Origin of the sequence: Stenotrophomonas sp. AS1 (assembly GCF_048957655.1) — a bacterium.
Lineage (GTDB): Bacteria > Pseudomonadota > Gammaproteobacteria > Xanthomonadales > Xanthomonadaceae > Stenotrophomonas > Stenotrophomonas bentonitica_A.
The window spans coordinates 487,975-513,462 of sequence record NZ_JARVXM010000006.1; the positions used below are offsets into that span (position 1 = coordinate 487,975).

Annotated in this window: 21 protein-coding genes; 5 read left to right on the forward strand and 16 right to left on the reverse strand. The window is 68.0% G+C overall.

Annotation, left to right across the window (positions count from 1 at the left end; all coding sequences use genetic code 11):
* Position 1: 1 nt before the first annotated feature.
* Positions 2 to 2,950: an EAL domain-containing protein gene (locus PV764_RS11170; RefSeq protein WP_421116606.1), complete on the reverse strand. Its 2,949-nt coding sequence runs from the start codon at positions 2,948 to 2,950 to the stop codon at positions 2 to 4.
* A gap of 306 nt (positions 2,951 to 3,256) precedes the next feature.
* Between PV764_RS11170 and PV764_RS11175 the strand changes: the two genes are divergently transcribed.
* Positions 3,257 to 5,377, forward strand: a complete 2,121-nt coding sequence (locus PV764_RS11175) for a M13 family metallopeptidase (RefSeq protein ID WP_399618819.1) — start codon at positions 3,257 to 3,259, stop codon at positions 5,375 to 5,377.
* Between the two features lie 131 nt (positions 5,378 to 5,508).
* Here PV764_RS11175 and PV764_RS11180 read toward each other — a convergent pair whose 3' ends face one another.
* Positions 5,509 to 6,426: an oxygenase MpaB family protein gene (locus PV764_RS11180; RefSeq protein ID WP_026070180.1), complete on the reverse strand. Its 918-nt coding sequence runs from the start codon at positions 6,424 to 6,426 to the stop codon at positions 5,509 to 5,511.
* Positions 6,427 to 6,743: 317 nt separating this feature from the next.
* Between PV764_RS11180 and PV764_RS11185 the strand changes: the two genes are divergently transcribed.
* Positions 6,744 to 7,358, forward strand: coding sequence for a hypothetical protein (locus PV764_RS11185; RefSeq protein WP_026070179.1), 615 nt, complete (start codon positions 6,744 to 6,746; stop codon positions 7,356 to 7,358).
* Positions 7,359 to 7,397: 39 nt separating this feature from the next.
* On the opposite strand, the gene PV764_RS11190 is transcribed toward PV764_RS11185, so the two are convergent.
* The 8 genes from PV764_RS11190 to PV764_RS11225 all read right to left on the reverse strand — a co-directional run bounded on the left by PV764_RS11190 (position 7,398) and on the right by PV764_RS11225 (position 14,375).
* Positions 7,398 to 7,742, reverse strand: coding sequence for a hypothetical protein (locus PV764_RS11190; RefSeq protein WP_421116607.1), 345 nt, complete (start codon positions 7,740 to 7,742; stop codon positions 7,398 to 7,400).
* Between the two features lie 29 nt (positions 7,743 to 7,771).
* Entirely contained in the window at positions 7,772 to 8,545 is a 774-nt protein-coding gene (locus tag PV764_RS11195) for a LytR/AlgR family response regulator transcription factor (RefSeq protein WP_421116608.1), read from the reverse strand.
* Positions 8,535 to 9,794, reverse strand: coding sequence for a sensor histidine kinase (locus PV764_RS11200; protein WP_046272900.1), 1,260 nt, complete (start codon positions 9,792 to 9,794; stop codon positions 8,535 to 8,537). Before PV764_RS11200 ends, PV764_RS11195 begins: the two co-directional genes overlap by 11 nt.
* A 244-nt stretch (positions 9,795 to 10,038) precedes the next feature.
* Entirely contained in the window at positions 10,039 to 11,688 is a 1,650-nt protein-coding gene (locus tag PV764_RS11205) for a M28 family metallopeptidase (RefSeq protein ID WP_046272899.1), read from the reverse strand.
* A gap of 69 nt (positions 11,689 to 11,757) precedes the next feature.
* A complete protein-coding gene (locus PV764_RS11210) occupies positions 11,758 to 13,011 on the reverse strand; it encodes an RNA polymerase sigma factor (RefSeq protein ID WP_421116609.1) in 1,254 nt (417 codons plus the stop codon).
* A gap of 55 nt (positions 13,012 to 13,066) precedes the next feature.
* Positions 13,067 to 13,477: a VOC family protein gene (locus PV764_RS11215; protein WP_070426526.1), complete on the reverse strand. Its 411-nt coding sequence runs from the start codon at positions 13,475 to 13,477 to the stop codon at positions 13,067 to 13,069.
* A gap of 27 nt (positions 13,478 to 13,504) precedes the next feature.
* Complete coding sequence (locus PV764_RS11220) at positions 13,505 to 13,927, reverse strand: VOC family protein (protein ID WP_421116610.1); 423 nt, start codon at positions 13,925 to 13,927, stop codon at positions 13,505 to 13,507.
* Positions 13,928 to 13,955: 28 nt separating this feature from the next.
* The gene (locus PV764_RS11225) at positions 13,956 to 14,375 is read right to left on the reverse strand and encodes a YciI family protein (protein ID WP_019185730.1); all 420 of its coding nucleotides are present in this window, start codon (positions 14,373 to 14,375) and stop codon (positions 13,956 to 13,958) included.
* Positions 14,376 to 14,562: 187 nt separating this feature from the next.
* Here PV764_RS11225 and PV764_RS11230 point away from each other — a divergent pair, with 187 nt between their 5' ends.
* Entirely contained in the window at positions 14,563 to 14,937 is a 375-nt protein-coding gene (locus PV764_RS11230; protein WP_019185729.1) for a YciI family protein, read from the forward strand.
* 6 nt (positions 14,938 to 14,943) lie between these two features.
* Here PV764_RS11230 and PV764_RS11235 read toward each other — a convergent pair whose 3' ends face one another.
* From PV764_RS11235 to cycA, 3 genes are all read right to left on the reverse strand, one after another.
* Positions 14,944 to 17,028, reverse strand: coding sequence for an SMP-30/gluconolactonase/LRE family protein (locus PV764_RS11235; protein WP_421116611.1), 2,085 nt, complete (start codon positions 17,026 to 17,028; stop codon positions 14,944 to 14,946).
* 201 nt (positions 17,029 to 17,229) lie between these two features.
* Positions 17,230 to 18,003, reverse strand: coding sequence for a lytic transglycosylase domain-containing protein (locus PV764_RS11240; protein WP_284128450.1), 774 nt, complete (start codon positions 18,001 to 18,003; stop codon positions 17,230 to 17,232).
* A 104-nt stretch (positions 18,004 to 18,107) separates the two neighbouring features.
* Positions 18,108 to 19,487, reverse strand: coding sequence for a D-serine/D-alanine/glycine transporter (cycA, locus tag PV764_RS11245; protein ID WP_046272893.1), 1,380 nt, complete (start codon positions 19,485 to 19,487; stop codon positions 18,108 to 18,110).
* 236 nt (positions 19,488 to 19,723) lie between these two features.
* Here cycA and PV764_RS11250 point away from each other — a divergent pair, with 236 nt between their 5' ends.
* Positions 19,724 to 21,328 (forward strand): EAL domain-containing protein, encoded by a 1,605-nt coding sequence (locus PV764_RS11250; protein WP_261997620.1) that lies wholly within the window; start codon positions 19,724 to 19,726, stop codon positions 21,326 to 21,328.
* A gap of 9 nt (positions 21,329 to 21,337) precedes the next feature.
* Here the strand turns inward: PV764_RS11250 and PV764_RS11255 are convergent, their stop codons facing one another.
* The 3 genes from PV764_RS11255 to PV764_RS11265 form a co-directional block, all read right to left on the reverse strand.
* Positions 21,338 to 22,312, reverse strand: coding sequence for a polysaccharide deacetylase family protein (locus tag PV764_RS11255; RefSeq protein ID WP_421116612.1), 975 nt, complete (start codon positions 22,310 to 22,312; stop codon positions 21,338 to 21,340).
* A 79-nt stretch (positions 22,313 to 22,391) separates the two neighbouring features.
* Complete coding sequence (locus PV764_RS11260; RefSeq protein ID WP_046272890.1) at positions 22,392 to 23,594, reverse strand: MFS transporter; 1,203 nt, start codon at positions 23,592 to 23,594, stop codon at positions 22,392 to 22,394.
* A gap of 246 nt (positions 23,595 to 23,840) precedes the next feature.
* Entirely contained in the window at positions 23,841 to 24,308 is a 468-nt protein-coding gene (locus PV764_RS11265) for a hypothetical protein (protein ID WP_046272889.1), read from the reverse strand.
* A gap of 195 nt (positions 24,309 to 24,503) precedes the next feature.
* Between PV764_RS11265 and PV764_RS11270 the strand changes: the two genes are divergently transcribed.
* Positions 24,504 to 25,406, forward strand: a complete 903-nt coding sequence (locus PV764_RS11270; protein ID WP_046272888.1) for a LysR family transcriptional regulator — start codon at positions 24,504 to 24,506, stop codon at positions 25,404 to 25,406.
* Positions 25,407 to 25,488 lie beyond the last annotated feature (82 nt).

The window sequence follows — 25,488 nt, forward strand, 5'->3', positions numbered from 1 at the left end:
GCTATGCCTCCACCGATTCCAGCTGCCCGATGAGCCGTGCCAGCGGCATCGGCCGGCCGAGCAGATAGCCCTGCACCTGGTCGCAGCCATGGGCGGCCAGCCACTGCAGCTGGCCGGGCGTTTCCACGCCCTCGGCGATGATGGTCAGGCCCATGCTGTGCCCCAGTGACAACAGCGCGCGGCAGATCGAGGCGTTGCGCGGGTTGGTTTCCACGTCGGCGACGAAGCTGCGGTCGATCTTGAGGATGTCCAGCGGCAGGTGCTGCAGGTAGGACATGTTGGAATAGCCGGTGCCGAAATCATCCAGCGAAATGCAGATGCCCTGCTCGTGCAGGCGCTGCATGGTCTGTTTGGCCTGGCCCGGCTTGCGCATCAGGCTGCTTTCGGTCAGCTCGACCTGCAGCGCACCGCGGGCCAGCCCGAATTCGTGGCTGGCGCGGGTGAACTCGGCCACCAGGTCGCTGTTGAAGAACTGCACCGCCGAGACATTCACCGCGATCGGCAGGTCCCAGCCCGCGTCGACCAGCTGCCGCTGCGCCTGCGCCGCGGCGCGGATCACCCAGCGGCCAAGCGCGAGGATCAGCCCGGTGTCTTCGCACAGCTGGATGAACTCGCCCGGGGGAATGAAGCTGCCATCCGCCTGCGGCCAGCGCAGCAGGGCTTCCAGCGCGGCCGGGCTGCTGTCGCCGGCGTGGCAGATCGGCTGGTAGTACAGCTCGAACTCGGTATCGATCGCACTGTGGATGCGCCCGGCCAGGCGCAGCCGCTCGGCAAAACGGGAACTCACGGTCGCGTCGTACCAGGCGATGACATTGCCTTCGTCGCGCGCCGCGTGGGCGGCCTGCGCGGCCATGCCGATCACCTGTTCGGCGGTGCTGGCATCGTCGCCGGCCTTCACGGCGACACCGATGCGCGGCTCGAACTGGTGCAGCCAATCCTGCCCCCGCACCGGTTCGGAAACGGTCTGCACCAGGGTATCCAGCGCGGTCTGGCGCTGATGGTCATCGCGGATGGCGAAGATGAAATCCTCGGCGGGCTGGAACGCCAGCAGCCCGTAGCGCACGCCGAGCCCGCCCAGGCGCTTGGCCATCGCCTGCAGCACCACGTCGCCGACCTCGCGGCCGAGCGTGTCCGAGACCAGCTGCAGGCCGCGGAACTGCACGTAGGCAATCGTGTAGGCGCCTCCCTCTTCATCCAGCTGCGCGGCCAGCGCGCGCGTATTGAGCAGACCGGTCGCCGGGTTGTGGGTGGCGTGGTACGCCAGATCGCGCTCGTAAGCCAAACGCTCGCTGACGTCCTCGGCCAGCACCAGGCAGGCCTGGCGGCCATCGAAATCCAGCCGCGCCAGATGCGCACGCACTTCAAAGACGCTGCCGTCCTTGCGCTGGTGCAGGCGGACCTGCGCATCCTGCACGTCGCCGATGCGCGCCTGCGCGATCGCCCCGCGGATCTCCTCCCAACCCTCGCGCGGGCGGATGTCCAGGATGCTCATCGCCAGGAATTCATCGCGGCTGTAGCCATACTGGCGCACCGCCGCTTCGTTGACCTCCAGGAAGCGCAGCGTGTCTGGATCGAACACCCAGAACGGTGCCGGATTGCGATCGAACAACAAACGGAACTGACGCTCGGCCTGCTGCACGCGGGCCAGCGCATCGACCCGCTCGCTGACATCGGTCAACGCACCGATCATGCGGCGCTCGCGGTCCACCACCGCCACGCGCTGGCCGCGCGCGGCGACCCAGCGGGTCGCGCCACCCGGCAGCACCAGGCGGAACATCTCATCGAGCACGCCGCTGCCGGCAAAGGCGGCATCGAAGGCCTGCTGCATGCGCGCGGTGTCGTCGTGGTGCACACGCGCGAAGAAATCCGCGACGGGCAGGCTCTCGATGTCGATGCCGAAAATCTCACGGGCCAGCGGCGACCAGCGCAGCAGGCAGGCATCCTCGTCCACATACCAGGTACACACCTTGCCGACCTGGTGGGCCATGCGCAGCTCGGCATGGCCGGTGCGCAGTTCCTCGCTCAGGCTGTCCTGGTCGCGGGTGGCGCGGCGCAGGCTGACATACACCGCGGCAAACAGCGCCCAGTACAGCAGGTAGACCCCGATCGAGGCCTGCACATACGGCCACCAGGCCGCCAGCACATCGCGCCGGCCCAGGCCGGCGTAGACCGCCAGCGGGTACTGGGCAAGCGTGCTCAGGCTGGAAATGCGCTCGATGCCATCCACGGCACTGGTCTCGGTGCCCAGCGGGGTCAGTGCGTCGCGGCGCAGCAGCTCGCGTTTGGCCAGCCCGAAGCGACGCCCCGCCACGGCGCCGGGATCCGGGCTGCGCGCCAGCACGTAGCCATGCGGGTCGGTGATCGAGACCACCCCGGCATCGCCGGTATCCATGCCGCCGATGATGGCCTGCAGTTCCGCCGTGCGCAGCCGTGCCAACAGCCAGCGCTCACCGCCCATCGGCAGCGCCAGCGGCAGGATCCAGTGCGTGGCATCCAGCGCCTGCGGCGGCCCGAGGAAAATCTGGCTGCCCAGGCCGCGATTGCCATCCACCGCCCACAGCGGTAGTTGCAGGTCGCCGCTGCCACTGGTCAGGGCCCGCCCGTACTGGTCGACCACCACGATGCTGTGCAGTTCGGCTTGCCGCTGCAGGGCCCCGGCGATGCTGGCATCGAGCAGGTCCGGTGCCTGCGCCGGCACCCGCTGGAAGAGCAGCGCGCCATCGCGGGAGATGCCCTGCATCACCCGCTCCAGGTTGCGCAGTTCCAGCCGCAGCAGGCGCTGGGCGCCGGTGGCCAGCGCCGAGCTCTGGCGCTGCGCGGCTTCCTGCCGGCGCTGGCAGTCATTGAGCAGCGTCGCCACCAGCCCGGCGCCCAGCAGCACGCCCAGGGATACCCCGAGCCACACGAACGTCCGCAGTGGCCGTGCCAGGGCACGGTTCAACGCGGGCATCGCAACCCTTTTCCCGAACGACAGGCTGACTTCATCTGTAAACGCTTCCTGGTTTCCCCAAACCTGAGCGGCCGCTGCCCGGGATTCTTGACGCCTAGCTCGTCACACGGGCGCCAGCCGGCGCCCGCGGAATCCGTGCAGGCCCCAGCATGCACCAGCGCGTACGGCACGGGAAGCACCGCGGCCGGGGTTCACATCGGTGAACCCGGAAGACCGGCACACCCGGTACCCGATGCCGCCGAAGCCGGCATAACCGCGCGCCCGGTACGGGATTAGACTTGGGTGTTTCCGTTGCTGAGAAGCTCAATGTCCAAGCTGCGCCGCCCCACCCTGATGCTCGCCATTGCCGCCAGCCTGTCGCTGAGCCTGGCCGCCTGCGACCGCGAGGCCACTGCACCGGCCGCGGCCGCCCCCGAGACCACCCCGGCCGAACCGGCCGCGCCCAAGCCGCAGCTGGGCAGCTTCGGCTTCGACGCCGCCGGCATGGACCGCAGCGTCGCCGCCGGCGATGACTTCTTCGGCTTCGCCAACGGCACCTGGGTCAAGAACACCGAGATCCCGGCCGACCGCTCCAGCTACGGCAGCTTCAATGTCATCTCCGAAAAAACCCTGGCCGACACTCGCGCGATCCTCGAAGGCGCCGCGGCCGACACCAAGGCCGAGGGCGAGGCCAAGCTGATCGGCGATTACTACGCCGCCTTCATGGACGAGAGCGGCATCGAGTCGCGCGGCGTCGCCCCGGTCAAACCGGAACTGGACGCCATCGCCGGGATCAGCGACAAGGCCGCGCTGGCCACCGCGCTCGGCGGCACGCTGCGCGCCGACGTGGACCTGCTCAACGCCACCAACTTCTACACCGACCGCCTGTTCGGCGTGTGGGTCTCGGTGGATCTGCTGCAGCCGGACCGCACCGCGCCGTACCTGGTGCAGGGCGGCCTGGGCCTGCCGGACCGCGACTTCTACCTGCAGGGCGGCCGCATGGCCGAGATCCGCAAGCAGTACCAGGCCTACATCGCCCAGGTCCTGCAGCTGGCCGGCGTCGCCGATCCGGCCGCCAAGGCGCAGCGCATCCTCGCGCTGGAGACCAGGATCGCCCAGGCCCACGCCACCCAGGAAGACACCAACGACGTCGCCAAGGGCGCCAATGCCTGGAAGCAGGCCGACCTGAGCGCCAAGGCACCGGGCATGGACTGGAACGCGTTCCTGGCCTCGGCCGGGCTGGACGCCCAGCAGGACTTCATCGTGTGGCAGCCCAAGGCCGTCGCGGGAATCTCGCGCCTGGTCGCCACCGAGCCGCTGGAGGTCTGGAAGGACTACCTGGCCTTCCATGCGCTGGACCGCGCCGCGCCGTACCTGCCCAAGTCGTTCGCCGATGCGCGCTTCGCCTTCCACGGCACCACGCTCAACGGCACCCCGCAGCAGAGCGAGCGCTGGAAGCGTGCGGTGGATGACAGCAACCATGCCGTCGGCGAAGCGATCGGCAAGCTGTACGTCGAACGTCATTTCGATCCGGCCACCAAGGCGCGCGCGGACGCGATGGCCAAGAACATCATCGCTGCGTTCGCCAAGCGCATCGATGCGCTGGAGTGGATGTCGCCGCAGACCAAGGCGCGTGCCAAGGCCAAGGTGGATGGCCTGACCGTGGGCATGGGCTACCCGGACAAGTGGCGCGACTACACCGGTCTTGAGATCAAGCGTGATGACGCGCTGGGCAATGCCGAGCGTGCCGAGCTGTTCGAGTACCGCCGCAACATCGCCAAGCTGGGCAAGCCGGTGGATCACAGCGAGTGGGCGATGCTGCCGCAGACCATCAATGCGATGAACGTGCCGCTGGAAAACCGCCTGGTGTTCCCGGCCGCGATCCTGCAGCCGCCGTTCTTCGACGGCGCGGCCGACGATGCGGTGAACTACGGCGCGATCGGTGCGGTGATCGGCCATGAGATCAGCCACGGTTTCGACAACGCCGGTGCGCTGTTCGATGAGACGGGCAAGCTGCAGAACTGGTGGACGCCCGAAGATCTGAAGAAGTTCAACGCGGCCGGCGATGCACTGGCGGCGCAGTTCAGCAGCTACAGCCCGTTCCCGGGGGTATCGGTGAATGGTCGTCTGACGCTGGGCGAGAACATTGCGGACGTGGCAGGTCTTTCGACGGCCTACGATGCGTATCAGTTGTCGCTGCAGGGCAAGCCGGGCCAGACGCTGGAAGGCTTCACGCCGGATCAGCGGTTCTTCCTGGGCTTTGCGCAGGCATGGCGGAGCAAGGCGCGTGAGCAGGCGCTGCGCAATTCGCTGTTGACCAATGTGCATGCGCCGGGTCAGTTCCGTGCGTTGACGGTGCGCAATCTGGATGCGTGGTATCCGGCCTTCGAGGTGAAGGAAGGCCAAAAGCTGTATCTGGCGCCGGAGAAGCGGGTCAAGGTGTGGTGATGTGCGTCACCGCACGTTGCTGAGATGAGAGAACGGGCGCTTCGGCGCCCGTTTTTTTTCGCTGCAGAGCAGCGGGTCGCGGAAGCCTGTGCGTGCCCGACCAAACCAGCGGGCACAGGGCACTTGCCGCTTCAAGGCCAATCAGCAAGCACCCCAGCCGACACACCCATCCGCGTGCACGCCCGCGTCGCCAGCCCATCCTGCAGCGCGCGCCGGAACAACGGCGCCATGCCTTTGAGCATCACCGCCGATGCCCGCGACTGCGCACGCTGCATCGGCGTGCGCTGTATCATCGCGGTCGCCCAGTCCGGCAGCAGCGCTGCACCTGCACCGAGGAACAGCTCGCGCGAGAGACCCGCCATCGGCACCGGCAGGCGGATGCCTGACAGCACCGCCAGCACCTCGCGCGAGCGCGCATCGAACACCAGCTGCGATTGTTGTCGCGCGAAGTACGCGTCCACCTCCGCTTCCGACGCGGGAACGTCTACAGCGCCAAGCGCTTCGGCCACGCGCTTGTACTCACGGTAGTACTGGTCGGCGACCGCCGTAGGCACGTCGCGGCAATAGCGTCGGCAGCCCTGCAGGAAACCGTACGCTTCAGTGACGTGCACCCAGGTGAGCAGCGCGGGATCGTCGGCGGAATACGCGCGGCCATCGGCGGTATGACCGCGCACCTGGGCATGGATGCGGGTCACCTTGGCGATCAACGCCTCCACTTCCGCGGTGGGTGCGTAGGTCGTTCCAGCGACGAACGCGGTGGTGCGGCGCAGGCGGCCGACCAGGTCATCGCGGAAGTTGGAGTGGTCGTACACGCCGGCCAGGGCCAGCGGATGCAGGGTCTGCAGCATCAGGGCGCACAGGCCGCCGGCGAGCATGCCGGGAAACTCGGCATGCACCCGCCAGGTGATGCTGTCGGGGCCGAACCAGCCGGGGTCGCCCAGCGGGTGGTCGTAGTCGATCCCGCTCTGGCCGCGGGGGAAGGCGCCCAGCACCCAGCGGCGTATGGGGGCGGTTGCAGGGCGGGCAAGCGAACGCAGCAGGGAGGACATCAGCAGTACCGAGGGCGAGCGGACCGGCATTTCGCGCGGATGCGTCAATTCTGCGTGATACCGGTGGGGCTGGCGAGGCGGGTGCCCGACAGGGCCTGCGCATTGTGCAGATGCAGCATGGGAGCCGCCGTCCAAGCCGTATTTACCCGGCGATTTACGTGCCGCAGTGCGCAAATCCGCTGCGGGTTTGCCCATTCAGGCAGAAATGGCGCCGGATCTTTGCGCTTTGCCCATTGCCAAGCGCCGTGAAAGTGCTAGAACTGGATACGCCACAACGTCGTCCAATGCGCTGCCGCACGTTCCAGAAGGAGCTCGTCATGATCGCTTTGTTCAAAGGTTTGGGTCTGCTGTTGCAGGACAACGAGCTGTACAGCAGCCCGTTCGAAAAACAGGTCGCGCATTGGCGTAACAAGAGTGAACAGCAGATCCGCGAAGAAGTCGCGGTACTGGCCAAAGCCAAGGGCCAGTGGCTGATGGCCTCGATCGTGGGCTGGCAGGCGTCCTCCCTGCTCATCCTCGGCCTGATCAGCAACTACCTGTGGAAGGATGACTTCCATATCACCTTCACCCGCGTGGTGATCGTGTTCGGTTCGTGGGTGTCGATCCTGTTCGTGATCTGGTTCATGGCCAACATGTTCGATCACACCGCCGGCTTCGAGCGCTGGATGAAGGCCTTCAACAGCCGCGCCCGGATCACCTCCGATGCCGATACGGTCGAATGCGTGGCCGAGGCGCTGGACATGGCCCAGCACTATCCGGAAGTCCTGGATTACAAGCAGGCGGTGAGCGCCAAGCGCGAGCTGCGCCACGAGGACATCCGCATCATGCGCGAGATCGGCCGGATGAAGCAGCACACCGAACTGGTGGGCCAGCTCAATCATGTCGGCGAGCAGCCCAACGGCACCAACCTGCATCTGCAGCCCGCGTTCTGACCCTACTGAAAAGCGGGGGGAGCCACGATGCCACCGTGATCACTCACGGTGGCATTGTTCTTTCTGGACGGCGCTGACGCAGTGCTGGAGGCCGGCCGGGAGCCCGGTCATCTGCTCCGTCCTGCCCACCGCCACCGCCAACCGGTGCAGCGGCGGATAGGGGCAGTCGGTGTCCTTCGCACAGCGCGCATCCAGCACCAGGTAATGGCATTGGCCGCTGCTGCTGGCGATGCAGGCGAAGCTGGCCACGCCGTTGTCCACCGTGGTTTTGCTGTGCAGCGTATCCACCCCATTGGCGCGGATGCGGGTGACGGAGGTGTTGCTCGATTGCTGGCAGGCGGCCAGCACCAGCACGCAGAGACTGACGACAACAGCGATACGCATGGCAGGCTCCAGACGAAGAAAAAGGCGCGTTACATTCCGCGGAACAGGCTCATGAACGGCTGACTGACATTGAGCACTTCGGTGCGGTGCTTCAAGCGCAGCTGGCCGCGGCCGGTGTCATCGCGGGTGACCGCGGCGACCGCCTTCATGTTCACGATGGTGGAGCGGTGGATCTGGCGGAAACGTTGCGGATCGAGCGCATCCAGCAGTTCACGCAGCGAGGTGCGCAGCAGGCTTTCGCCCTGCTCGGTCACCACCGTGGTGTATTTGCTGTCCGCACGGAAGTAGATCACATCTTCGAGCATGATCAGCTGCGTGTCGCGGCCGTTGCTGGCGGTGATCCAGGCCAAAGGCGGTGCGCTTGAGGCGGCGGCGGGCTGATTGCCGAGGCGCTGCAGCAGCTGCTCGAGCATGCCGCTGTCCGGGCGGCCGAGCCGCATGCGGGCCAGGATCCGCTCGCGCGTGGCCAGCAGGCGCTCATCGCTGACCGGCTTGAGCAGGTAGTCGATCGCGCCCTGTTCGAAGGCGTCGATCGCATACTGGTCGTAGGCGGTGACGAACACCACCTGGGTGCGCGGGCTGATCTCCGGCAGCGCTCGGGCCACCTCGATGCCGGTGATGCCGGGCATGCGGATGTCGAGCAGGGCCAGGTCCGGCTTCAGCTCGGCCAGGCGCTCCAGCGCACTGGCACCGTCCTCGCATTCGGCCACCAGCCGCAGTTCCGGCCACAACCGCTGCAGCTGTGCCACCAGCGACTGGCGCAGCAGGTCTTCGTCTTCGGCAATGAGGGCGTCAAGCTGCATGGATCGCCTCGCGGGCATCGCGCGGCAGGGTGATCGTCGCTGCCACGCCGGTGGGGAAATTGGACACGATCGCCACGCCAGCGTGCTCACCGCAGGTCAGGCGCAGGCGTTCGCGCAGGTTCTTCAGGCCGATCCCGGTACCACTGGTGCCCTGCCCGAACCCGAGGCCGTCGTCGGCCACGGTGAGGGTGACATGGTCCTCGAAGGCGCGCGCGATGATCCACACCGTGCCGCCGCCGGGTTTGGGTTCCAGGCCGTGTTTGATCGCGTTCTCGACCAGGGTCTGAAGCGCCATCGAGGGCAGCGGCAGGCTGAGCAGGGCCGGGGGCACGTCCACTTGCAGGGCCAAGCGGGCGCCCATGCGGATTTTGAGGATTTCCAGGTAGGCCTGGGTGCGCTCCAGCTCCACGCCCAGGGTCGACATCGATTCCTCCACGCTGGGCAGCGAGCTGCGCAGGTACTGGATCAGGTGCCCGAGCATCTGGTCGGCGCGCGGCGGATCGGTCCGGGTCAGCACCTGCGCGTTGGCCAGCGTGTTGTAGAGGAAGTGCGGCTCGACCTGGGCGTGCAGCAGGTTGAGCTTGGCCACCGACAGTTCCTTCTCGGTCGCGGTCTGCTCGGCGGCGGCCTGCTCGTCGCGGCGCTGTTCGGCCACCCGGCGGGTGATCGCACGGCCGACCGCTTCGGCGTTCTCGTGGTTGCTGCCTTCGTCGACCGCGAGCAGATCGGCCCAGACCCCGGCATCGGGCTCGAACAGCAGGGTCACGCTGCTGGTGCCCTGCCCCGGCGTCACGGTGGCGAGCACGCTGTTGCGCTTGATCGCCAGCCGCGCAGGCAGGTTCCAGCGGGACGGCGGGCGGCCGTTGTAGGGATCCACGCGGCGCACGTAGGCACGCACCTGCAGGCTGCCCGGTGCACTTTCGATGTCTTCCACGCGTGGCAGCTCGGCGATGGCGGCTTCCACCAGGGCAAAGGCCGGGCCGGCATCCATCGGCACCTCGATCTGGCGGCGCTGGCGGCTGGACAGGGTGGCCGCGTCCAGGCGCCCGGCGACGTGCTGCACGCGCCGGATATGGGCGATGCAGCTGCCCAGGGCGGTCACCATCACGAACAGGGCCAGCAGGCCGAACACCCAGCCGGGGCCTTCGTCCATGCCATGGAAGAAGCCACTCCAGACAAACCCCGCCACCACGATGGCGGCGGCCCAGGCCAACAGGATGCGGAAAATCAGGGAGAGGCTGGCGAACACGGCGGCGTCATCACATAGGGAGTGAGGCGAGCATAGCCCTGCCGCCAGCGGGAACAAGCGGCATGCGACGAAGGCGGGGTTTGGGGGGACGAAGCGGTGTAGAGCCACCCCATGGGTGGCTGGCCTTCTTCCGGAACCGCGAAGCCACGCATGGCGTGGCTCTACGTCTGGGTTCGAGACCGCGAAGCCACGCATGGCGTGGCTCTACGGCGAGGGTCCGGCCGGCGTGCCGGCCGGACGCGCCTTATTTCCGCTCGGCGGCGCTGGCGTCACGCGGGGCGCGGAACTGGGAGTCTTCGCTCCAGTTCGGCCAGGCGCGCGAGTTGGCCAGCTGGTTGCCCAGCGTGTACAGCACTTCCAGATCGCGCGAGGCACCGGCGAAGGTCCAGTCCGGCTGCCACTCATCGCCCTGCTGGTGATAGCGCTTGGCGGTGTAGTCATCCGAAGCGGCCTTGCCGGCCGCCACGCCCCCCTCCACCCAATCCTGGCCCGCCGAGTACGACACTGCCGGCACGCCACGCTTGGCGAACGGGAAGTGATCGGAGCGGAAGAACAGGCCGGCTTCCGGCTTCGGGTCCGGCGTGTAGCGGATGTCCCAGCCCTTGGCCACGTCCTTGAGCTGGTCCAGCAGTTCCAGCTTGGCCGAGCCGTAGATCCCGAAGTCACGCGAGGGGCTGAAGGGCGCCATGCCGTCCATGTTGATCAGCGCAACGGTCTTGCCCAGCGGGTACAGCGGGTGGGTGGCGTAGTACTCCGAGCCGAGCAGGCCCTTTTCCTCGGCGGTCACGGCCAGGAACAGCACCGACCGCTCCGGGCGCTTGCCCTTGGCGAAGCCACGGGCCAGTTCGATCAGCGAGGCGGTGCCGCTGGCGTTGTCCAGCGCACCGTTGAAGATGGTGTCACCGTTCGCGTCCGGCTTGCCCACGCCGATGTGGTCCCAGTGGGCGCTGTAGATCACCGTCTCGTCGGGATGCTTGCTGCCTTCCAGGCGCGCGGCCACGTTGTGCGAGGTGATCACCTCGGTCTTGACCGCGTACTTGGCCGAGAAGGTCTCGCCCTTCAGCTCCACCGGCTTGAAATCACGGGTCTGCGCCTGCTTCTTGAGCGCCTCGAAATCCAGGCCCGAACGCTTGAACAGCTCCACCGCCAGATCGCGCTGGATCCAGCCTTCCAGCAGCGGATGCGCCTCGGCCGGGTTGTCGCGGACCACATCGAACATGGTGTTGGTGTTGGAGCCGGCCACGGTGGCCCAGCCGTACGAGGCCGGCGCGGTCTCGTGCACGATCAGCACGCCGAGGGCACCCTGGCGCGCACCTTCTTCGTACTTGTAGGTCCAGCGGCCGTAGTAGGTCATGCCCTTGCCGTCGAAGTCGCCCTGGCCGCTTTCGAAGTCCGGATCGTTGATCAGCACGACGGCGATCTTGCCCTTCAGGTCCACGCCCTTGAAATCGTCCCAGTTGCGCTCGGCGGCCTTGACGCCGTAGCCGAGGAAGACCAGCGGCGCGTTCTTGATGTCCACCGCGCTGGCACCGTTCATCGCGGCGCGCACGGCGATTTCCTTGCCCTGGCTCAGCGTCTGGGGCTTGCCCTTGCTGCTCAACGACAGGCTCGGGGTGCCGACGATATCGCCCTTGAGCAGCGGCACGGCCTGGGTCCACAGGCGCTTGCCGTCCTTGAGGTCGCCGCCCGGCTGCAGGCCCGCCGCTGCGAACTGCTTGCTCAGGAAGGCGATGGTCTTCTCTTCACCGGCAGTGGCCGGCGAGCGGCCTTCGTAGGCGTCCGACGCCAGTTCCTTGACGTCGGCGGAGATCCGCGCGCCATCGAATTTGGGGGTGGCGGCCATCAAGGCCGACGACACCGACAACGCCAACAGGCTGATTACCACACGCTTCACGCTGCACCTCATGACTGACCGACAATCGCCCGAGTGTAGGCCAGAGCCGCCGCGCAGTGCAGTGCCGGTCTACACGGCTGCCGCACGGGCCAGCAGCATCGCCTTCTCACGCGCATTGGCGGTCAGCGCGGCCGCACGCTGGAATGCCGCCCGTGCTTCGGCGTGCCGCCCCAGCTGGGCCAGCAGGTCGCCCTGCACCGCAGCCAGCGGCGCATAGTCGCGCAGCCGCGCATCGTCACCGAGCGCATCGACCAGCGGCCACGCGGCCGCCGCGCCCTGGGCCCGCGACAGCGCCACCGCATGGTTCAACGCCACCACCGGCGAGGGCTGGCGCTGTGCCAGCCGTGCGTACAGCGTGGTCATCCGCGCCCAGTCGGTGTCTTCGGCGCGGCGAGCGCGTGCGTGACACTCGGCGATGGCGGCCTGCAATGCATAGGGATCGTCACCGCCACCGAGCGCCACCGCCTGCTGCAGGGCGGCCTGGCCACGGGCGATCTGCAACCAGTCCCAGCGCGTGCGGTCCTGGTCGGGCAGCAGGATCGGCGTGCCGGTGGCATCGGTGCGGGCGGCGGTGCGCGAGGCCTGCAGTTCCATCAGGGCGAGCAACCCCTGCACCTGCGGCCAGGTCGGCAACCGACTGGCGAGCACGCGGCCCAGCCGCAGCGCTTCGTCGCACAGGGCCGGGCGCATCCAGTCATCGCCGGCACTGGCCGCATAGCCTTCGTTGAAGATCAGGTAGACCACCTCCAGCACCGAGGCCAGGCGCTCCGGCAACGCCGCCTGGCGCGGCACTTCGAATGGCACCTGCTTGTGCGCCAGCGTGCGCTTGGCGCGCACGATGCGCTGGGCAATGGTGGGCTCCGGCGCGAGGAACGCGCGTGCGATCTCATCGGTGGTCAGGCCGCCGAGCAGCCGTAGCGTCAGCGCGACACGCGCGTCGGCGGCCAGCACCGGATGACAGGCAACGAACATCAGCCGCAGCAGGTCATCGCCGATGTCGTCTTCCAGCGCGTCGCTGTCGTCCGGCGCCGGCAACGGCAGCGGCGCCAGCGCGCTGCCGAACTGCGCGTGCTGGCCGGCGACGCGCTGGTGCTGGCGCAGCACATCGATGGCGCGGTTGCGCGCAGTGGTCATCAGCCACGCTCCGGGATTGTCCGGCACACCCTGGCTGGGCCAGCGCTCCAGCGCGGCCAGCCAGGTGTCCTGGACCAGCTCTTCGGCACGGCCGACATCGCCGCCGAGCAGGCGGGTCAGGCGGGCGGTCAACACTGGCGACTCCATGCGCCAGATCGTCTCCAGTCGTTGCGTCAGTGCCGTGTCCATGCGGCCGATCAGAGCACCGGTGCGGCCGGCGCACAAGCCGCACCGCGGCGTGGCATCACCCCGGTTCGCCGTCCATGTGCGCGATCTCCCACAGGTGCCCATCCAGGTCCTGGAAGCCCCGCTGGTACATGAAACCGTAATCGCGCGCCGGCTGCGGCTCGCGGGCACCGGCCTTCAGCGCCTTGTCCACCAGCCCGTCGACCGCCTGGCGGCTCTGCGCCGACAGGCAGGTGATCACCTCGGTCTGGCGGCGCGCATCACTGATCGGCTGGGTCGTGAACTGCGCGAAGAACGTCTCCACCAGCAACATCACGAAGATGCTGTCGCTGATGATCATGCAGGCTGCGTTCTCATCGGTGAAGGTCGGGTTGAAGGTGTATCCCAGGGCGGCGAAGAACGTCTTGGACGCCTCCAGGTCGCGCACCGGGAGGTTCACGAAGATCATCTGCTGCGTAGCGTTGGTCATGTGGATGGTTCCTTTTGAACGAAAGAATCAGGGCTGCTTCATGCAGTTGACCATCCACGGCTTGCCGTAACGGTCGATCAGAAAGCCCCAACGGTGGGCCCAGAAGGTTTCGGTGATCGGCATCTTGATCTCGCCACCGTCGGCCAGCGCGTTGAACACGCGCTCGGCCTCCTCGATCGAATCCACATCGATGTTGATCGTGGTACTGCCCTGCCCGTCGGAAGACGGGCCATCGGCGGCCATCAGGATCGCCGACCCCACTTCCAGCTGGCTGTGCGCGACGTGGTCCAGTGTCTCCGGCTGCATCTCGCCACAGCCCTCCTGGCTTTCCATGGGTGGCATGTCGCGGTACTTCATTTCAGAGGTGACCTTGCCGCCGAGTACCTGCGCGTAGAAGGCCATGGCGTCATGGGTCTTGCCGTTGAAGCCGAGGAACGGAATCAGTTTCATGGGAGTGCTCCAGGGGTGCGGGGGGGAATCAATCGGCGGTGCCGATCTGGTCGCGCAGACGCTGTTCCTGCGCCTGCAATTCGGGAGTAAAGGCCGCGCCGAAATCCTCGGCACTGAGGATCGGCCGCAGCTCGACCACATCCCCGGCAGCGAACGGTGCGCGCTTGAGCCATTCGGTGGCCTCGTCCAGCGAGCGCACCTGCCACAGCCAGAACCCGCAGACCAGCTCGCGGGTTTCGGCGAACGGCCCATCGATCACCCGCGGCGGCTCGCTGCCGAAGGCCACGCGGCGGGCGCGCGAGGTCGGGTGCAGGCCCTCGCCGGCCAGCATGATCCCGGCCTGGACCAACTGCTCGTTGTACGCGCCCATCGCGCGGATTTCCTGCTCGGTCGGCAATTGACCGGCCTCGGTGGCGGCGGTTGCCTTGACCAGTACCATGACTTTCACGGGGTGCTCCTGTGTGCCAGCCCGGAACCCGGGCCGTTCACTGGATACAACGTGCCAAGGGGATGGAAATCGACACGCACGACGAACTATTTTTTCGTCGCTGAACAGGGCCGCGCTGCGGCGCTGCAACACGCCACGACCGCGGGCTGGGGCATCATGCGGTTTCCCCGCCCACCCTGGTCCGGCCATGCAATTTCTTCTGCTGATCTATATCGACGAGGGCCTGTTGCAGGCCCTGCCCGGCGACGAATACGACCGCCTGATGCATGACTGCCTGCACCACGCCGACCGCCTGCAGGCCGAGGGTACCCTCGTGCTCGCCCAGAAGCTGGAACCGGTGGACAGCGCGCGCACGCTGCGCGTGCGCCAGGGCCAAACCCGCATCACCGATGGCCCGTTCGCCGAAACCCACGAACTGCTGGCCGGCTTCAACCTGATCAACGCGCCCGACCACGCCGAGGCGATGCGCATTGCGCAGCAGTTCCCGTGGTCGCGCTTCGGCAGCATCGAGGTACGCCCGCTGGCCGACATGGACGCCGAACGCGTGCGCGTCGGCGCCTGACACCGCTCAAGGCAACAGCGTGATCTTCAGATCGCGCGGGCCGATGGCCTCATTGCCGCTGTAGTCGCGCGCACTGGCCTGCAGGATGTATTCGCCGGCCGGCAATGCATCCGGTTGCCAGCGTCCGGTCTCGACCAACCCATCGCGCACCGTGTTGGTGACCAGGTAGCGGAACCGGGTGACCGCGCTGCCATGCACGGTGATGCCGCTGTCCGGTGCGTAGGCCACGCGGGTGGCGCTGTCTTCGCGCGGCATCCGGTTGAACACGATGTTGAAGCGCGGCTGCTCGTACCCGGCCAGCGGCTGGCCCTGCGCATCCAGGACCTGGTAGCCGACCTGGTACAGGCCCAGCCGGCGCCGTGGCAGATTGCGGTCCACCTGGTCCCACGCCTCCACCACGATCTGCACGCCCGGCCCCTGGCGCGGGATCGCGACGCGCCCGTCGGCACCCGCCTTGACCGGCTGGTCCAGGTCGTCCAGCACGGCGACCTCGGTGATGCGCGGCGCGAACGTATCGGCGTAACCGGTGAAGCCCAGTGCCACCGCATTGCGCTCGAAACCACTGGCGCCCACGCTCAGGTGGACATGCGCCATCCGGTTGATGCTGCCCAAGGCTTCGCCGGCGGCGAACCGGGTGCCGCGACGCACGCGGATGCGTTCGAGCTTGCCGTCCTCACCGGACACCTGCTGCCAGCGCGCATCGAACGGCCGATCGCGCGGATCGCGGCCCACCTTCATATGGATGTATTTGAGCCGGCCCAGCGAAAGGCCTTCGGCCTGGCCGCCGACCGACCACGCCGCGAACGGCGTGTCGACTTTGCCATCGGCGATCGCCAACACCGGCTGGCCGACATCGCCGCGGATATCGAACCCGCCATGCAGATGGTGCCGACTCTCGCCTTTGAAGTCCCCGCGCACCTCACCCAACGTGCCGACCACTTCGTGCCACCCGTCCTGCGGAGCCAGGGGCCACCGGCCGGCGGTGTCGGGCAAGGGGGCCTCCGGTGCCGGGCCGATCAACGCCGGCGGCGCCGTCTGCCCAGGCCCGAGGGCACGCAGCCGGTGCACGCGGTAGGAGGCGGCATCGGCCAGATAGAGGCCGCCCTCGGCATCCAGCGCAAGTGCGGTGGGCCGCGCAAAGCGGGGCTGCGGCGGTACCCCAGCCAGTGCCAGCTGATGGCCCTGGGCCGAGATCTGCACCACCTTGCCGTTGATGTCGCTGGCGTAGATCACCCCGTCATGGGTCACCGCCAGCGCCATCGGTCCGCTGAGCAGGCCGCCATCGGCGAGCCGGGTGCCCAGCGTGCCATCCGGGGCGAGTTGGCGGATCGCGTTGTTGAACAGATCGGCGATCAGCAGGTTGCCGTGCGGATCCACTGCCAACGCCACCGGCGTATCCAGGCGGGTGGCCGCCCCGATACCATCGACCAGGCCCGGGCGCTCGCCACCGGCGACGGTGTGCACCCGTCCATCGGGTTCGATGACGCGGATACGGTCGTTGTAGGTATCGGCCACGAAGACGCGGCCGCCCGCATCCACCGCCACGCCCATCGGCCCATCGAAGCGCGCCTGGGCGGCCGGGCCATCGACGAACCCCCGCTGACCATCACCGGCCAGCGTGCTTACCGTGCCATCCACCGCGATGCGGCGGATCACGTGGTTGCCGGTATCGGCAACATAGACGTTGCCGCCCGCATCCAGTGCGATCCCGGAGGGCGTGTTGAACTGCGCCTGCAGGGCGGCGCCATCGCGCCAACCCTCGCCCTGCCCGGCCAGCGTATCCACGCGACCGTCGGGATGGACGCGACGGATGCGGTTGTTGTCGCCGGCATCGGCGATGTAGACCACGCCGTGTGCATCCACTGCCAGGCCGTACGGATCGGCGAAGCGCGCCTGGGCTGCGGGGCCTTCCGTACTGCCGCCCACGCCGTCGCCGGCCAGTACGCTGATCGCCGGCGTCCAGCCCAGGGCCGTCGCCACCGGGCCCGGTGGCGGTGCCGGCGCGGCCGGTTCACGCAGGAAGGTCCAAACCAGCGCTGCCGCCATCAGAGCGGCGATCAGCACCACCATCGTCCATCGTCCGCGCGTCATCGCTGTCCTTGCTGCTGTTCGGGACACGACCTTAGCCGCTCGTGGCGTGCCTGCAAACCCTGCACGCCGGGAGCGCTCATGGTCCACGCGCGCTGGCAGCCGCCCACGCAGCGTGCCGAGGTCAAGGCGGCGGTGAACACGGTGGGCCGCGTGGCGACCCATGCGCGGTACAGCGCGTGACGTTTCGCCCCGGAGCAGCGCCTACTTCGCCGGCGTCTCCACCTTGAACCCCATCGCCTCGCGATAGCGCACATACAGCGCGCTGACCTTCTCCACGTAGGCCAGCGTTTCCGCATACGGCGGCACGCCCTTGTAGCGGGTCACCGCACCGATGCCGGCGTTGTACGCGGCGGCCGCCAGCACGCGGTCGCCTTTGTACCGGCGCAACAACGCCTTCATGTAGCGCGCGCCCCCGCTGATCGACTGCTCGGCCGAGAGCGGATCGGCCACGCCGTATTCGGTGGCGGTATCGGGCATCAGCTGCATCACGCCCTGCGCGCCCTTGGGTGAGATCGCGCCGGCATCGAAACCGCTTTCGGCATGGGCGATCGCACGCAGCCAGGCATCGTCCACGCCGGTGGCCTTGGCCGCCGCCTTGAACTGCTTGGCGTGCCGGTTCAACTGCGGCGCGCCGACCTTGCCCAGGCCCTCGTGCGCCGGTTCGCCCGGTGGTGTGGCCACGGTGAACTTCAGGAAGACGCGCGAGCCCGGCAGGTTGCGGGTCGAGTAGACCAGTGCACCGTCCTGCTCACGTTCGTACAGGGTGCCGCTGAAGACGCCCATGTTGCCCCACAGGTTGGGGGTCTGCACGGCGTTGTCGTCGATCTGCTGCGGAGTGCACCTGGAGCCGGGCTCGGGTGCCGTGGCCAGGCTGACCGTGTTGCTCTGCACGCAGCGATAGACCGTGCGCGCCGATGCCAGGCCAGGCAGCAGCAACGACAACAGGGCCAACGCGGCAGGCAGGGTCGGATTCATCGGGCTCGGATCGGGGCACGGAAGGGTGCGGCGCGATCATCCGGCCGGAGGCGCGAACCGAAGGTGAATACCGGGCCTGCCGCGCTGGCAGGCCCGGCGCTGACTCAGTGGCGGCGGGCCAGCAGCCGCTTGCCGGCGTAGCCCAGGCCGAGCAGGGCGAACCACAGCGGGCTGATCGCCAGCGCGTACAGCGTGTCCGGCTGCAGGGTCAGCAGCACCAGCACGAAGGCGAAGAAGGCCAGGCACACCCCGCACATCAGCACGCCACCGGGCATCTTGAACGCCGAGGCGGCGTGCAGGTGCGGGCGCTTGCGGCGGTAGACGATGTACGAGCACAGGATCAATGACCACACGAACATGAACAACACCGCGGCCAGCGTGGTGACCAGGGTGAACGCGGTCACCAGGTTCGGGATCAGATAGATCAGCATCGCGCCCAGCAACAGGCACACGCAGGAAAATACCAGCCCCAGCGCCGGCACTGCCGCGCGCGACAGGCGCCGGAACGCGCTCGGTGCGTGCCCCTCTTCGGCCAGGCCATACATCATCCGGCTGGTCGAGAAGATGCCGCTGTTGGCCGACGACGTGGCCGAGGTCAGCACCACGAAGTTGATCAGGCTGGCCGCGGCGGGAATGCCGGCCAGCACGAACAGTTCCACGAAGGGGCTCTTGCCGGGCACCACCTCACGCCATGGGGTGACGGCCATGATCGCGATCAGCGCCAGCACGTAGAACACCAGGATGCGCACCGGGATCGAGTTGATCGCCTTGGGCAGGTTGCGCTCCGGATCAGCGGTTTCGGCTGCGGTGGTACCGACCAGTTCGATGCCGACGAAGGCGAACACCGCGATCTGGAAGCCGGCGAAGAAACCGGCCATGCCCATCGGGAACACGCCACCGTCGTTCCACAGGTTGGAGAACGACGCCACGTGCCCGGAGGGGGCGGTGAACCCCCATGCGACCAGCCCGAAGCCAGTGATGATCAGCGCGCAGATGGCGATGATCTTGATCAGCGCGAACCAGAATTCCATTTCACCGAACAGCTTCACCGTGACCAGGTTGAGGCTGAGCAGCAGGATCACGCACAGCAGCGCCGGTATCCACGGTGCCAGCTCGGGGAACCAGAACTGCGCATACGCGGCGATGGCGATCACATCGGCGATGGCGGTGATGATCCAGCAGAACCAGTACGTCCACCCGCAGAAGAACCCGGCCCACGGCCCGAGCAGGTCGGTGGAAAAATCGATGAAGGATTTGTACTGCAGGTTGGAAAGCAGCAGCTCGCCCATCGCGCGCATGACGAAGAACAGCATCGCGCCGATGATCAGGTACACCAGCACGATGGACGGGCCGGCCAGGCTGATGGTCTTGCCCGAGCCCATGAACAGACCGGTGCCGATGGCACCGCCGATGGCGATCAGCTGCAGGTGGCGGTTGGAGAGGCTGCGCCGGAGGTGTTCCGGCGGGACGGCAGGATCGGTCATGGGGCAGCGTCGGCAGGGGCGAAGCGTCCGAACATAGACCTCCGCGAGGCGTTGCGCCAGTCGCCATCGGGCCGTTCGCGGGGGCCGTGGCCGGGCACTGCCCGGGGCGATGATGTGACGGATTCACCTCGCTCCACCGCGCGTGATGCCGGCAGGGCGATGGCGCCCCCGCCGGATGGTTCCAATCCCTGCCCGCTGATGGTCATATAGGGCTCCGCCAGGGCATCGAGGTCTGCTTGAACCGCGCCAGGATCATTGCCGCCACCGTAGTGCTTGCCCTGCTCGGCGCCCTGGTGCCGATCGCCACCGTGTTCTATTTCACCTGGAGCCGCGCCAGCGAATCCGAGCAGGTGCGGCTGCAGACCACCGCCGAGCGCACCCTGCAGCGCGCGCACCGCGCCTACGAGACGGCGCTGGCCACCCTGCGCGAGCTCAACCAGAGCACGTTGGCACCGTGCTCACCCGAGCACCTGCAGCTGATGCGCAGCCTGGTGATACGCACCCACTCGGCCGAACAGGTGGGCTATTTCGAGAACGGCCGGCTGGCCTGCACGTCCTGGGGCCCGATGGACGCGCAGATCATCCAGCGCCCGCCGGCCTATGTCACCGCCGAAGGCGCGGGCATCACCCTGGACGTGCGGCCGCTGGCAGGCACTCCCCAGCAACCGCTGCTGGCCCTGCAACTGGGACGCTACGACATCCTCATGGACCCGGCCCGGCTGGTCGACGTGATCGTCGACCCGAACGTACGCCTGGCGGTGGCCAGCCCCGATGGGCGCCTGATCGCCCAGCAGGACATCCCCGACGAGGCCTTGCTGCAGCGCCTGCTGCGTGAACCGGCCAGCGGCCTGGAAGGCCAGACGCTGTACGCCAGCGCGCAGGACCAGGAGTGGCTGGCGATCGCCATGGCGCCGCGGACCGATCTGGTCGCCGCGTTCCGCCACCAGATCGGGCAGTTCATCCCGTTGGGCGTGCTCGGCGCGCTGGCGATGATCGGCGGCGTGGTGTGGCTGTCGCGGCGGCGGCTGTCGCTGCGGGGCGAGCTGGCCACGGCGGTGCGCCGGCGTGAGTTCTTCATGCACTACCAGCCCATCATCGAACTGGACACCGGCATCTGCGTGGGTGCCGAATCGCTGGTGCGCTGGCGCCGTGCCGACGGCACGCTGGTGCGGCCGGACCTGTTCATTCCGCTGGCCGAAGAGGCCGGCCTAATCGAAGCGCTGACCGACCAGGTCATCGACCATGTGATCACCGACATGCGCGAGCTGCTGGTGCAGGACCGCACCGCCCACATCGCGATCAACCTGGCCGCCGAGGATGTCAGCAGCGGCCGGGCGCTGAAGGTGCTCTCCAGCAAGCTGCACGGCACCGGCATCCACCCGCAGCAGATCTGGCTGGAGGCCACCGAGCGTGGCTTCATCGACGTCCGCCGCGCCCGCACCAGCCTGGCCAATGCGCGGCGGCTGGGGCACTGCGTGGCGATCGATGATTTCGGTGTCGGTTACTCCAGCCTGCAGTACCTGCAGCAGTTGCCGCTGGATGCATTGAAGATCGACAAATCTTTCATCGATGCGATCGGCACCGACAGCGCGACCAGCCCGGTCACCTCGCACATCATCGACATGGCCAAGACCCTGGGCCTGTTCACCGTGGCCGAAGGCGTGGAAACCCCGGCGCAGCTGGCCTATCTGCAGGCGCGCCAGGTGGAGTTCGGGCAGGGCTGGCTGTTCTCCAAGGCGCTGGCCCCGGCCGAGTTCATGGCCTTCCACCAGCAGCGCAAGCAGCAGTACGGCCAGGCACGCGAAAACATGCAGAACCCCAACAGCGACCCCGTGGCCTGAGCCGGCGCATCATTCCCCCTCGAGCCCGGCCAGCGTCATCACCCATGCCGGCACCGGCGGCTCGCCTGCGTAGAAGGCCTGCGGTTTGTTTTCCGCCATCGCCCAGCGCTGGATCCAGCTGATGCCACCGGCGCCGTTGTAGCCATCGGGATGCTGATAGGCCGGATCCTGCAAGGCGGCCTCCAGCGAGATGAAGCGATAGCCCCGCCGGCGCGTGGCCGCAACCAGCTCCTCCACGCAGTCGGCACTGAGCGCGTTGGCATGGATCAGCCACACCTGCGCCGGCAGCCGGCCCAGCAGCTGCTGGCCCTGCTGTTCGTAGTAGTCCAGTTTCTTGAGCATGTAAGGCACGTAGCCACGGCGCAGCTGGCGCAGGCGCGCCTCGCGCGAGACAGGATCGGTGTCGGTATCGCGCACATGATCGTAGGCGAACGCCCAGATCCACTCGCTGTTGTCGACCGTGACCGGTGCAACCCGATACCCGTGCTGCTGCAGGAACTCCCCGAGCGCCGCGCGTTCCTGCGGCGACTGCCCCGCACGCAGGTAAGGATGCCGGAACCAGCGCGGCGCCTGCCCGGTCTCGGCCAGCAACGGACGCAGCGCCACCTCGCCGCGCAGGATGTCCTGCTCGTAGGCAGCCAGCCCGATCGCATGCAGGTCGACATGCCCATAGGTGTGGTTGCCCAGCTCAACGCCGGCATCGCGCCAGTCGCGCAGCATCTGCACCCGCGCCGGTTGCACCTGCCCGTCCACCTCCAGCTTGACCTCGTTGACGAAGCCCACCACCGGCACGTCGGCCCGCTTCAGGGCAGCGATCAGCTGCGCATGCCGGGCGGCAAGCTCGGGCTCGGCGCGTTCGTCCAGGCGCTGCCAGGGCAGATCATCGATGGTCAGCGCGATGCGCCGCTCCGGCGCCGCCGCGTGGGCGATGCCGGCCAGGCACAGCAGGGCCAGCACAGCACTTCGAAGAACTCCCTTGCGCACCCGCTGCTCCCATCGCGATACCCGGCCCCAGCATAGCGCCGGGCTTCACGGTCCATGTTGCCGGGTGCGGCGGCTGGGCTCAGTGCGTGATCGGTGCCCAGGCGCGCGGCTGGCGCAACACCACCATCAACGTGGCCAGCAGCAGCACCAGCAGGACCGCTGGCAGCCAGCGCTCACCGACGGTTTCCAGCATCACGCCGCCGAGGATGCCCGCCAGCGCGATGGCCAGGTTCCAGCCGGTCACCACGAAGGACTGCGCGATGTCCCCGGCCTCGTCCGCACGGCGCGCCACCGCGGTCTGGAACAGCGTGGGAACGCCACCGAAGGATATGCCCCACACCACCGTCCCGATCACCAGCACCCACGGCGAGCCGGGCCACAGGCCGAACGCCACTGCCGAAAGTGCAAAGGCCACGGTGCTTGCGATCACCAGCGCGCGCAGCCAGCGATCCACCAGCAGTCCGGTGATCCAGATGCCGACCAGCGCGGCCACGCCGAACACCAGCAACAGGCGATCCAGCCACGCCGCCGCGCCGGACAGCGCCGCGAAGGGCTCGATGTAGGTGTAGAGCACGTTGTGCGCCAACACGTAGAGGAACATCGTCATCAGCGCGGTGCGCATGCCGCGCAGGCGCAGCACGTTGCCCAACGGCTGCTGGGCCGCTGCGCCCGGGGCCGGCAACGACGGCAGCGCCAGCCGCGCCCACACCAGCAGGCCCACGCTGAGCAGCGACATCAACCCGAACGCCCAGCGCCAGCCGATGGTCTGGCCGAGCAGCGTACCGGCCGGGATGCCCAGCGACAGCGCCAGCGGCGTGCCGACCATCGCCACCGCGATCGCCCGGCCCTGCAGCTGCGGCACCACCATGCGGCTGGCGTACCCCGCCACCAGCGACCACAGCAGGCCCGCGCTGATGCCGGCGCAGAAGCGTGCGACCAGCATCAGGCCGTAGTGATGTGTCATCGCGGTGATGGTATTGACCACCACGAAACCGGCGATCGCGGTGAGCAGCAGCGGGCGGCGTGGCCAGCGCCGCGTCAATGCGGTCATCGGCAGTGCGGCAACCAGCGAGCCCAGGGCGTAGATGGTGACCAGCTGCCCGACCAGCGCGCGGCTGACGCCCAGATCGGCGCTCATCGGTGACAGCAGGCCCGCCGGCAATGCCTCGGTGAGGACGGTGATGAAGCCCGCGCAGGCCAGCGCCAGCAGACCACCGAAAGGCAATCGGGTGGCCGCGTTGGGCAGGGGCACGGCGGTGGAATCGACCGCGTGACCGCTCATGGGTGCACCCGGGTGGGGGCCGCATCCAGCGCGACAGTGGAACCGCTGACGTCAGGGAAGAAAGACATGGAGGCGCCGTAGGTGGGGGGGGAGCGCCACCGTAGGGGCTGAGCCGCTGGGGAAACAGCGGGTCAGCGCTCCGTACATTCCGGACTGCCAGCTCCGCAATCGCGGTCATGCTCCCCGGCGGCCTCACACAGCAGGCCAACGGGTCACGTGAGGGTGACGGGATCCCCGCCCCGCGCGTCAGTGTGCACCCGCGCCATGCACGAACTGCAGCGTCAACGACTTGCCCACCGGAACCGACTGCCATTGCGCGGTCAATTCAAGGATCTTCCCGCGAACCGCTTCGATATCCGCTGCCAGTACCTCCAGCGGAGCGCAGTGACGCGCGGTGCAGGTCACCTGATACAGATCCAGCATGTCCGCCGCAGCCGTGCTCCAGCCCGACCAGCCATCGGCCTGGAACACCTCCACCAGCCGCTCCACGCCATCGCTTTCAGAATCGGCCTGCATCTGGAATGACGCCGCCTCACCTTCCAGCACGCGACCGATGAACCCCCGCTTGTGGAGCACATTTTCGACAGCGAAGTGGACCATGTCGTGGGGAATGATGCCCTGCTTGGGGCACTCGATGCTTTCGGCTATATGCCCGTCGCGGATCAGGTCCATCCGGTCGTGCTTTCCAGACCCCTTGGTAAATACGAGTTGCATGACGTCCCCTGACGCTGAGCAGGCCCCACAGCAGGGCTGACGGATGGTCGCGTGCGGCGCGGATGCGCGTCAATCGGGCCACTGGTGGCCACCGGCCACCTGCGATCCTCACTGTTGCAGCAGCATCGCACCACGCCTGTCCCCGCAGGCCATGACGCCCGCTACAGTGAAGGCTCTTTTCCCGTGTGCCCACCCATGTCAGCCTTGGACAACCTCGGCAACCTGCAGACCTTCGTGCAGGTCGCCGACACCCGCAGCTTCGTCGAGACCGGCCGCATGCTCGGCATCTCCGCCTCGGCAGCCGGCAAGACCGTGTCGCGTCTGGAGCAGGCACTCGGCGTGCGGTTGTTCCATCGCAGCACCCGCAGCGTCACCCTCACCGCCGAGGGAGAGCGCTTCCTGGTCCGATGCCGGCGCATCCTGGATGAGCGTGACGCCGCCCGTGACGAGCTGGTCCAGCAGACCGAGGCACCCACGGGGGTGCTGCGGGTCAGCCTGCCGCTGGTCGGCGACATCTCGCTGCCGCTGCTCACCGAGTTCATGGCGGCTTATCCCGGCATCCGCCTGGAGCTGGATTTCGATGACCGGCTGGTGGATGTGATCGAGGAAGGCTTCGACGCCGTGCTGCGGGTCAGCGAGCCCACCGACTCGCGCCTCAGCGCCCGGCAGCTCGGCGTGTTCCCGCGCTACCTGGTCGCTTCGCCGGACTACCTCGCCCGGCGCGGTACGCCGCGTGTGCCCGAGGACCTGCTGCAGCACGACTGCCTGCACTACCGCTTCCCCAGCAGCGGCAAACTGGAGCCGTGGCCGCTGCCGCAGATACCGGGCGCCGCGCCGCTCGCACTGCCGGTCTCGATGGTCAGCAATACGATCGAAGCGCGGCTGGCCTTCGCGCTGGCCGGGCGCGGCATCGCCTACATCCCCGAGCACTCGGTGCGCGAGGCACTGGCCGACGGCCGGCTGCAGCGGGTGATGGCCGAGCGCATCCATGCCTGCGGCACCTTCTACCTGCTGTGGCCCTCCGGCCGCCATGTGCTGCCCAAGCTGCGGGTCTTCATCGATTTCATCAGCGCCCGGCTGACCGGCGTCAGCTGCTGAGCAGCTGCTGAGCAGGCCGCGTTCATCGGCCCGCCGCCGCGCGGTTCTATACTGGCCGCGCGGCAGCCAGCCGCCTTTGTTG

Coding starts and splice junctions, on each gene's coding strand:
- PV764_RS11235 (WP_421116611.1), bottom strand. CDS start 17,028: ATGACGCGCGGACGATGGACGATGGTGGTGCTGATCGCCGCTCTGATG.
- PV764_RS11210 (WP_421116609.1), bottom strand. CDS start 13,011: ATGGACACGGCACTGACGCAACGACTGGAGACGATCTGGCGCATGGAG.
- PV764_RS11170 (WP_421116606.1), bottom strand. CDS start 2,950: ATGCCCGCGTTGAACCGTGCCCTGGCACGGCCACTGCGGACGTTCGTG.
- PV764_RS11215 (WP_070426526.1), bottom strand. CDS start 13,477: ATGACCAACGCTACGCAGCAGATGATCTTCGTGAACCTCCCGGTGCGC.
- PV764_RS11175 (WP_399618819.1), top strand. CDS start 3,257: ATGTCCAAGCTGCGCCGCCCCACCCTGATGCTCGCCATTGCCGCCAGC.
- PV764_RS11195 (WP_421116608.1), bottom strand. CDS start 8,545: ATGCAGCTTGACGCCCTCATTGCCGAAGACGAAGACCTGCTGCGCCAG.
- PV764_RS11265 (WP_046272889.1), bottom strand. CDS start 24,308: ATGCAACTCGTATTTACCAAGGGGTCTGGAAAGCACGACCGGATGGAC.
- PV764_RS11230 (WP_019185729.1), top strand. CDS start 14,563: ATGCAATTTCTTCTGCTGATCTATATCGACGAGGGCCTGTTGCAGGCC.
- PV764_RS11260 (WP_046272890.1), bottom strand. CDS start 23,594: ATGAGCGGTCACGCGGTCGATTCCACCGCCGTGCCCCTGCCCAACGCG.
- PV764_RS11180 (WP_026070180.1), bottom strand. CDS start 6,426: ATGTCCTCCCTGCTGCGTTCGCTTGCCCGCCCTGCAACCGCCCCCATA.
- PV764_RS11240 (WP_284128450.1), bottom strand. CDS start 18,003: ATGAATCCGACCCTGCCTGCCGCGTTGGCCCTGTTGTCGTTGCTGCTG.
- PV764_RS11270 (WP_046272888.1), top strand. CDS start 24,504: ATGTCAGCCTTGGACAACCTCGGCAACCTGCAGACCTTCGTGCAGGTC.
- PV764_RS11190 (WP_421116607.1), bottom strand. CDS start 7,742: ATGCGTATCGCTGTTGTCGTCAGTCTCTGCGTGCTGGTGCTGGCCGCC.
- cycA (WP_046272893.1), bottom strand. CDS start 19,487: ATGACCGATCCTGCCGTCCCGCCGGAACACCTCCGGCGCAGCCTCTCC.
- PV764_RS11220 (WP_421116610.1), bottom strand. CDS start 13,927: ATGAAACTGATTCCGTTCCTCGGCTTCAACGGCAAGACCCATGACGCC.
- PV764_RS11185 (WP_026070179.1), top strand. CDS start 6,744: ATGATCGCTTTGTTCAAAGGTTTGGGTCTGCTGTTGCAGGACAACGAG.